General features: G+C 53.9%; 6 protein-coding genes. 2 read left to right on the top strand and 4 right to left on the bottom strand.

Annotated elements, in window-relative coordinates; genetic code table 11:
- The first annotated feature begins 39 nt into the window (after positions 1-39).
- The gene (locus LIO64_RS11790) at positions 40-309 is read left to right on the top strand and encodes a hypothetical protein (RefSeq protein WP_290549647.1); all 270 of its coding nucleotides are present in this window, start codon (positions 40-42) and stop codon (positions 307-309) included.
- 162 nt (positions 310-471) lie between these two features.
- On the opposite strand, the gene LIO64_RS11785 is transcribed toward LIO64_RS11790, so the two are convergent.
- The 3 genes from LIO64_RS11785 to LIO64_RS11775 all read right to left on the bottom strand — a co-directional run bounded on the left by LIO64_RS11785 (position 472) and on the right by LIO64_RS11775 (position 6,620).
- Positions 472-894: a hypothetical protein gene (locus LIO64_RS11785; protein ID WP_290549646.1), complete on the bottom strand. Its 423-nt coding sequence runs from the start codon at positions 892-894 to the stop codon at positions 472-474.
- Positions 895-946: 52 nt separating this feature from the next.
- On the bottom strand, positions 947-1,258 hold the full coding sequence (locus LIO64_RS11780; protein WP_290549645.1) for a hypothetical protein: 312 nt from the start codon (positions 1,256-1,258) through the stop codon (positions 947-949).
- A 415-nt stretch (positions 1,259-1,673) separates the two neighbouring features.
- A complete protein-coding gene (locus LIO64_RS11775) occupies positions 1,674-6,620 on the bottom strand; it encodes a PEP-CTERM sorting domain-containing protein (RefSeq protein ID WP_290549644.1) in 4,947 nt (1,648 codons plus the stop codon).
- A 432-nt stretch (positions 6,621-7,052) separates the two neighbouring features.
- Between LIO64_RS11775 and LIO64_RS11770 the strand changes: the two genes are divergently transcribed.
- Complete coding sequence (locus LIO64_RS11770) at positions 7,053-7,913, top strand: 50S ribosomal protein L11 methyltransferase (RefSeq protein WP_290549643.1); 861 nt, start codon at positions 7,053-7,055, stop codon at positions 7,911-7,913.
- A gap of 359 nt (positions 7,914-8,272) precedes the next feature.
- Here LIO64_RS11770 and LIO64_RS11765 read toward each other — a convergent pair whose 3' ends face one another.
- Positions 8,273-8,875 carry a riboflavin synthase gene (locus LIO64_RS11765; protein WP_290549642.1) on the bottom strand — a complete coding sequence of 201 codons (603 nt, stop codon included), beginning with the start codon at positions 8,873-8,875 and terminating at the stop codon, positions 8,273-8,275.
- Between the last annotated feature and the right edge of the window lie 9 nt (positions 8,876-8,884).

Genomic DNA, 8,884 nt, shown 5'->3' with positions numbered 1-8,884 from the left:
ACCCTGTTTGTTCAGATGGAAACATTCTTTGAACGAACCATGTCAGACAATGAATCAAGGCGGCAAACCGGAAACAAATACACTTCTGGGCTTTTTTACAATTTGGTTGCTCAACCATCTGGAAAAAACAAAACAGGACATGGAGTATTCCCGTTAACTACTTTATTTCAAGATCAGAATAACCCAAGCGGAGATATAATCCCTCACAAGAAACAGCCTTTTTCTCCGACCTCCAACCCCATCTCTCCTGAAAAGCGCCAGCGCCCGCAACAACTCCGGCGTCTTAAAAATCTTCCCGCAAATTTATGAAAGGCCACACCGCTGTCCTTGAGATTCGTTCATGGCCGCCGGCAAAACTCCTGCCATACGTTTCCAATGCCACGGCCTGTTCCCTCTTGCCAGGATCCGGCATCACACGTGCCACGAAATCATGACTATTCCCTTAGTTTTGTTTTTATTTCCCGGAACAGCTTATTTCTTTAAATCAGCATGTCTTCTCATCAATTCCCTGACTTTCGTCCTGGTTGCTTCATCACTTGACTGCTCAAGCTTTTTATAGATATCGGTCATATCAAAAAATACCGTCTTCGCTGGCTCTTCCCTGTTAAAGACAGTAATGCCATGAATATACAGCCCGTGAAGCATTCCATATACATGGCCTCCACGAAATTCGTAGCCCTTGTAATGCTCATTGAGATAAGCATCCTGCGCCGCTTTGATTCCCTCAAGGGTTTCGACATTCTTTAGAAGAACCAGTTTCATCATGTTTCTGGCAATTTCCTGTTCCTCCTTTATAGTCTTATCAGGATCTGTTGATTCCACCTCTTTCGCATATCCCGTAAGTGACACAGATACAAAGAATACTGCCCACGATACTTTCTTAATATATTTCATAAATTTGATGATTTGCTTATAAAAAATTATTTTAATAAAATCAATATATATCTTATTTCTTTACAGGCTCGTGCCGAGCCATCAACTTTCTGATTTTCAGCTTCGCCTCTTTCCCACTCCTTTTCTCAATTTTCTTATAAATATCAGTCATATCAAAGAAGACCAACTTCACTTGACCAGTAGTCTCATCATGCATGCCAATAATATGAATATATCGACTCTCGCGAATAGTATACATATTAATGATGCCATAAAACATTTCTTCTTCATAATATTTACAAAGATATGCGTTTTGCGCCGCTTGGATTCCTTCTATATTTTTTAATATAAATGGATTTTTCAAAGCAGCTATATTTTCCTCCATCTCTTCCGGTTATAAAGATATTCCTTCAACCGCTTAATTGTTTTTAGCGCGCTGCCTTCCCGCTGAAAGAAGAGGAAACCGTTACTCTTTCCCAGATGTATACCCAGTACTGGGAAGCGAGTGCGTCGTACAATCACGGCCCTCCTGGCTAGGAATGCCTAGAGCGTTGTTGCCGCGTATCGTGGAATAATTGCTTCTATCCCGTCGAAAGCCTCCCTTTCTCTCCGGAACCGTCCGGGAATTCTCCGCCGACTTCCGGGACGGCGAACGTTCACGCATGGATAGAGGCTGCCATGGCGGACGAGTTGTTATCATCAACAAACTTGTGCTGGCCTCCACGCCTGTTTGAACAGCTCAAACAGGCGCGGCATATCCGTGTCCGGAACGGAAAAGCCCGGCGCATTCAGGACGGCCCCTATTTCCTGCGCCGATAGGCAAGGCCGAATGCGAATGCTCCGAGAAGCATGGTGCATGTTGCGGGTTCCGGCACGGCGGCAGTAATGGCATAGGCCGCCCAATCGCCCGTATTGGCTATCGACAAAAAGCCGGTTTTGGACTCGTAGGTAACGTTGTCCAGCATTTCCTCGTCGACGAGCGACCAGACAAGACTATCTTCGTTCCACATGCCTTTCCACAGTTCAATGTCGTTAAGAGAGGCAATTTCCGAGGAATTGAGCCAGATTCCTACGTTCGCAGTTAAATCGGATCCGGGCTGCAAAGACGTCATGGTCGTCGCATATCCGGCCAGCGTGTTTTTCCCGTTGACGACAAAATCGTCAAAGGTGAACGTGTTCAACGCCATATTGGACAAGCTGTGATCAAAGGATATTTCGCAGGCGAGGTCGCGATTTCCGTTCAGGAAGTAGAGGGTGTCGATGCCGGTTCCCGCTTCATCACCGAAATTGATCGTCTTCGCATCTGGAAGATAGCTCGCCGTCAGCGAGTTGGAGGCATAGGCGAGCTTTTGGGAGGCCTTGTCGTACGTTCCGTGCAGGAGCTGGAAGCAGCCGCCGCCGGTGAGCGTGACGTCCGCGAGGGAGGAGCCCGCCTTCATGACGAGAGCGCCTTCGTTGTCGATTTTGACGCTGCCCGACGCCGACGAGAAATTATCAAACGACGCCTTCACGCCAGCATCGACCTTGAGATTCACGCCGCTGACGGCGCCGTCAAAACGGAGGTTCGACGTTCCGGCGGCTCCCTTTTTGAGTTGAACCGTCGGATTGTCGCTTCCATTGCCGGTATTGTAAACGGCGTACTTGCCTTTCAGGCTCGTGTCTCCCGACAGGACGAAGGTCTGGCCCTGCACATTCTCCAGATAAAGAGCATACGAATCGCCCTCGGCAGACGCGGCGACAATGCTCGTGTTTTCGATGGCTCCTTCGATGATGGATTGATTGATCCTGATGCCGTAGGCGGTACCCTTTGCCGAGTTGGCCTCGATCGCCGCTCTATCCATGGCTATCCCGTTACGATCTGAATCGTAGATGGCGGAATCGACAGACATGTCGATTCCGCACGCCGTTCCCGATTCCGCCGACGCGCTGATCTTCGACGAGATGCTCAAGGTAGATCCCATATAAAGGTGCAACCCGGTCGCGACCTTCTCTCCGGTCGTGGACGCGCTGATTTCCGAGCCGTGTTCGAACGTATACATCATGGAGTAGCCGCTCAGATCAATACCCCACACGCTTGCATTCTCCCCGCTCGCTTCGATTCTGGCGGTCGAAAGCAGGTTTCCCCATTCGTCAGCGATGAGGCTGATGCCGATTGCGGTGCCTCCCATGCTGAAAGCGCTGATTTTGCCTCCAATGTCAAATCCTTCCAATCCTTGCATGCTCAGGTACTGGTAGCTAGACAGACCATAGGCGGCATTAAACTTGCTGCCGCCATGAGTCGTCATGGCCGCCGAAATGTTCACGTGCGCCCAGTCGATATCGAAACCCTCCGAATTGAGCGTCGCCGCATTGTAGAGGCCCACGCTGTCTTTCGATTTGGCCTGATCCCCTAGGAGCACGCCGTAGGAGTTGACTGTGTCCGAATTGACGCCGGCGCCCGAAACTTCGATCGTTCCCGAAACGGTACCGAGAACGCTGCCTCCCGCCCCGCCGAGGTTGTCGACCCAGATGCCATAGGCATTGGTCACTGTCGATTGTGCACCTATGTTCGCCGTGACGTCGCCGACCGTCGACCGAGTGATCTCGACGCCTTTCGCGGCAACTTCTTTCGACGCGGAAACGACGAACACGTCATGATCGATATTCCCGTAGGCCGGGTCGTCTTTGATCACAAGGCCCGTCGGAAGGTCGAACTTGACGCCGAAGCCGTTATCATTGTAAACGGTGTTCCAGCTCAGCGTGGGGGAGCCGGGAGATTCGTTGATGTAACGGACGTTCACAGCGGGCATATCGCTCAGCCCGTTGATTTTCCCCTGAATCAGCCCCAGATAGTCGCCGGCCGCCGAAAACTTGGCGCCCAGAAACAGGTTCAGGCTGCCGAGTTGCGACAAATCGAAACTTTTTCCGGAATCGACCGTGATTCGGGAATAGTCGCTCGCGCTCGCCGCGTAAAAATTGAGTTCGTTCCCCGTAAACGACACGTTGTCCTTGATGTTCAGGCTGGCGTTGCCGGACGCCGAACCGAGGTTGAACGCGGTCGCGTCGATGCTGTCGGCGGAGAGACTGTAGGTTCCGTCCGCCAGCGTCAACACCGCATTGGGGGTCGCTATGTTGCCGGTGAGAGCGACGGTTTCGCTTGTGCCGTGCACGGTCAAATCGCCCGCCGAGCGCAGCGAGTCGCCGTACTGCCCCGAGGCCTTCCTCGCGGTCACGGTAGCGGCTCCGGCGAATGTCAAATCCTCAGTCGAATCGCTGTAGACGCCGACGCTCGTCGTCGAACTCGTCGCGCTGATGTCGCCCGTCAGGCTTATGTTGGCGTTGTCCTTGACGTACACGCCGTAGGCCGCTGCCTCCGAAGTCGCGTTGACGTTGCCCTGAGTCACTTTGATTGTTGAGTTTCCGTCGGCATAAATGCCGTAGGCCGAGGCCGCGCCTGTTCCGGACGCGGCAATTTCGCACGCGGACACGTTTTTAAGCTCTGAATTGCCCGTCGCGTAGATGCCGTAAGCCGAACCTGTTTGGGTCTTGGCTTCCAATCGCACCCGATCGAGCGAAGCTGCCGATGCGGGATGTTCGGCCGTCCCTTCCACATAGAGTCCGTAAGCGTTGGAGGTCTCACTTTCGACGGAAAAGTGATTCATGATCGAGTCGGCGAGATTGCTTCCGGCGCCGATGTAGGCGCCATAGGCCTCGCCCTTGTTCGCCACCGTAATTTGTTGCCCCGAGGCGAAGGTAAAGCCGGAGGAATCGCCGGTTTCGGCATTGTAATAACCGATCGACGAACTTTCCAAATTGAATCCGTCACCGTAAAAAACGCCGTAGGAAGCCCCGTCCCCATGCGAGCGGATCGTCATATCGCCGGACATCCTGCCGGCCTTGGCCCCGGCGCTCTTGTAGACGCCGACGCTCGTTCCCAGCGCCGATTCCAGATCAATGCTCCCGTAAACATCTCCGGCAGTCGCCCCGTTTTCGAGATAAACTCCATAGGCCTTGCCCGTACCGGCCGTCGTCACCGTCACGGCTCCCTGCAGATGATACAAGGAGCCGATCGTTGAATTCGACGACGCGTAAATCCCGTAGGCCGAATCGGAAATGCTGTTGACCGTAACATGTGAAACTTGATTGACGCCCCCAATCCAGGCGTTTTGATAAGCGAAGACGCCGTAAGCAGCTCCCTGAGCTTCGGCTTGAAGCTGGAGCTTGATCTCTCCGGAGTAGGACACGAGAAGTTCTCCATCCGGATCGCCCACGTAAAACCCGTACGCCCTGTTGCCCGAGGGAGGATTGAGACTGGAATCCGCACCGGCTGAATGGCCGAGAGACGTCGCTTTCAACGTCAAATTCTCACCCCCGGAAATATCGAAGGAGGAGGAATCTCCCGTGTTTTCGCTGTACAGGGCGATACCGCCCACCGAGAGATCGCCGCTCACGTTCCTGCCGTAAACGAACCCGAACACATCGCCGTTGGCGGCGACCGATATTTCGCCAGTTATTTTTCCCTTGTAACCCGACTGTGTGAGGGTCGGATCGGTGAAGGACACGCCGATGCCGATGGCCCGGCCCTTTTCGGAAGTCGCCGAAATCGTGACGTTTTCCAAATTGCCGATCCTCGTGGAAAGATTCCCCGTATCGGGGCAGTAATCCATGGCTATCCCGATCGCGGCGTCGCCCGCCGACCAGGCGCTGATCACGGCGTTCTGAATGCCTCCGTCGACATGCGCATTCCGGGTGATGTACATCCCCACGGCCTTGTTGCCGGGTGTCGTGCCCTCGTTTCGGGCGCTGATCGTGTTTTCTCCTGCAATGTTTGTTTGAATGGTTGAATCGAGGTAGATGCCGACGGCGGTCGTTCCTTCGCCATTGTTTTTACCTTCTGTCACCGTGGCGGCAATCGTGTTGCCCGAACCGATGCCGTTCAAGTAGTCGGAGTACGCTTTCTCACCAACGCCGTTGACGAGATAGATGCCGCAGGCGTTGCCGCTCGCACTCGCTACGTTGAAAACGTTCCCTTCGAGCACAACATGGAGATCGCCGCCGTAAATACCGTAGGCACTGGTATCTCCCATGCCGTTGATTTCGAACGTATTGTTTTTGAAGACGCCATGGGTACCGTCGAAAGCGCCCATGACATTGTTGCCATTCTTCTTCCCCATTTCGTGATAGACACCGGCGGCCATGTGACCGGCGCCGCCATCTGCCGTAACATAAAATTTCGAGTCGGAAATACCGTAAAAGCCCTTGTACTCCATGCTTGTCCCCAGAGACTGGTGCAACACGCCGAAAGCGGAGCCGCCCAAGGATTCAAGTTCGAATACGCCGTATTCCACGCGCGGATCACCTTGTGCCTTGTCGTTGTCAAATCCTCTGACGAGCACGCCTGTCGCGGCATCGCCGCCGGTGACGGTCAATTTGTCGCCGCGCACATCGTAAGCATGCGGCGTACCGTCGCTGCTCGTATAGGCCTGGTTTTGCGCGCGCACATCGCCGCCGCCGTACAGAACGCCCGATACCGTCAAATTGCCGGAGTCGAGCGTCTCTTCCGCGTTCACATTGCCGGAAAGAACGGTAGCCATGTCGACGGCTTTCATCGCCGCGACCGCCTCTTCGACGGTCATGTACGTAGTCCGGACACTGCCCGTCCTCGCATCGTTCCCGGTGGATGGCGAGGCGTTTTGCTCTTCAAGCTGCGGGTAGGCGGTAGACGCGCATAAACAAAACAGCGAAGTGGAAAAAAGAATATTTTTCATGGCTTGATTAAAAAACGGAAAAACGTTCGACTACATCAACTTTTCCCAAACAGCAGAAAAGCGGTTTTGGAATCCGTGATCAGTCCGCGCCGCCATCAAAAATGCCTATTGATAGGGAACATGAGGATAATAGGGACCATAGGGCAATTTTGCCGACCCCTATTATTCCCATCATCCTTATATTCCCTATTACCCTTAACCAACTTTTTCCCAGATTTTTCTGTTGACTTCGGATTCCAAATCCGCCCTCCATTAGCTCTTGCCAGGAATCCTCTTTAAACTACAGCCTTTTTGCACAAACCGCAGGATGTCGAATAAGCCCTGACCCTATTTACTCTCCAGTTATGGAAAGCTTTTGTTAAAATAATTCCAGCCTCTCTCCGTTCCGCATCCATTCTTGCCTCCGGGAGGAAAAGCCTTCATACTCCCTTCATGAGCTGGAGCTGGAACAAATTGTCCGCCGCCAAATGGGAGGACGCCTGGAGCGAACGCATTGCCGGGAATCCGAACGCCGTCATTACGCAGATCAAGGGGGGCAAGACTATCAGAATCACCGTCTACTGCGACCGGGAGGAAGACGCCGCCATCCTGAAGGAATACTTCGGTGGGTCCGTCCGGGAAATTAAAACGCATGACTGGGTGGCTGCCCAGAACCGGGAAGAACGCGCTCCGCTCAAAATCAGAAATTCCCTCGTCATTACGGAACAGAGTTCCGCAGAAAAGCTGGACGCCTTGCGGAAACAATTCCCCGGACGCCGGATCCTGAGCGTTCCGGCGGAAATGGCCTTCGGCACCGGAGACCACGCCACCACCTCCACCTGCCTGCGTTTCATCTGTGACTTTGCCAAGTCCCGCAAGGGAACAGACTGGACCATCACAGACATCGGCTGCGGAACCGCCGTGCTGGCGATTGCGGCGCTGAAACTGGGGGCACGGCACGCCGCCGCTTTCGACTTTGACCCCATGGCGATTGAAGTGGCCCGCCACAATATGGAACGTAATGATGTTACCGTAGAACAACTGGATTTATTTGTCGGAGACGTTTTTGAATGGACGCCCGCGGAACGCCAGAAAGGAGACCTCGTGGTCGCCAACCTGTTTTCCACCATCCTGCAACAAGCTTTTCCGCGCATCATCGCGGCCATGAAGCAGGATGCCGTGCTGGTCATTTCCGGCATTCTGGCTTCCCAATGGGAGGAAACGAAGGCGGCCGCGGAACGTCATGGACTGTTCTTTGAACGGGTCGTCAAACGTGGCAAATGGGTGACGGCCAAGGGCGGGATAGCCAAATAAGAGACGCTGTTCCGCATTTCTTATTTCCTGATCCGGCTTTAAGCGCGCCGTTCTTTCTCTACCAAGAGCCCCTCCAACTTCCGGCATGTTGTTTTCTCCCAAGACATGGGAATAGCTCTTTCCTTCCGTCAAGCCACTTCCCTCACCTGGGAGCCAGGGCCTCCCGGCCCTGGTCATTGCCATCACTTGCTCTTTCCCATTATCCTTGCGAGCACTCCTTCAACAATGCTTTATTAGGGCTGGGAGGCCCTAATTCCCAGTATAATGCCTCTTTAGGGAACTTGGGAAACGCAGGCTTCCCGGCAAAAAATAAACTCGTCCAGGGACTTCTCCGTTTACTTCCATCCCCGCGGAAACGCTTAACCCTCCGCCTTTTCACGGGCGGCGAAGAGCTTCTCCACGTACTTCGCCAGCATGTCCACTTCCAGGTTTACGGGCTGGCCGGGAACGGCCTGTTGCAGGTTGGTGCGGCCGAATGTATGAGGCGTGATCCAGAATTCCAGCAGGGAGCAGTTCAAATTGGCAATCGTCAATGAAATGCCGTCAATGGTAATGGAGCCCTTGTCAATGCAGTAGCGGGCCAGTTCATCCGGGATGCGTACCTCCAGGCGGTGGTCCTGCCCCACGGGCTCCAGGGCCGCAATGGTCCCTGTGTTGTCCACATGCCCCATCACGAAATGTCCGCCAAAGCGGTCCATGGCGGACATGGCGCGTTCCAGGTTCACCAGACCTCCCGGCTGGAGATTGCCCAGGCTGGTGACTCGGAGCGTTTGGGAAAGCAGGTCAAAGGAGACGCGCTCGCCGTCCAGGGCGTCCACCGTCAGGCAGCACCCGTTAACGGCGACGGAATCACCCAGGGAAAGTTCATGGCCGAACGGGATGATCAGCGTTAGTCTGGCTCCGCCATTGATGGGCGCAAACCCCTCCACGGTTCCTGTTGTTTCAACGAGTCCGGTAAACATAAGAGTAAC

Origin of the sequence: Akkermansia sp. (genome assembly GCF_020860705.1) — a bacterium.
Lineage (GTDB): Bacteria > Verrucomicrobiota > Verrucomicrobiia > Verrucomicrobiales > Akkermansiaceae > Akkermansia.
This window is presented reverse-complemented; position numbering and strand designations above follow the sequence as displayed.

Coding starts and splice junctions, on each gene's coding strand:
- LIO64_RS11770 (WP_290549643.1), top strand. CDS start 7,053: ATGAGCTGGAGCTGGAACAAATTGTCCGCCGCCAAATGGGAGGACGCC.
- LIO64_RS11790 (WP_290549647.1), top strand. CDS start 40: ATGTCAGACAATGAATCAAGGCGGCAAACCGGAAACAAATACACTTCT.
- LIO64_RS11775 (WP_290549644.1), bottom strand. CDS start 6,620: ATGAAAAATATTCTTTTTTCCACTTCGCTGTTTTGTTTATGCGCGTCT.
- LIO64_RS11765 (WP_290549642.1), bottom strand. CDS start 8,875: ATGTTTACCGGACTCGTTGAAACAACAGGAACCGTGGAGGGGTTTGCG.
- LIO64_RS11785 (WP_290549646.1), bottom strand. CDS start 894: ATGAAATATATTAAGAAAGTATCGTGGGCAGTATTCTTTGTATCTGTG.
- LIO64_RS11780 (WP_290549645.1), bottom strand. CDS start 1,258: ATGGAGGAAAATATAGCTGCTTTGAAAAATCCATTTATATTAAAAAAT.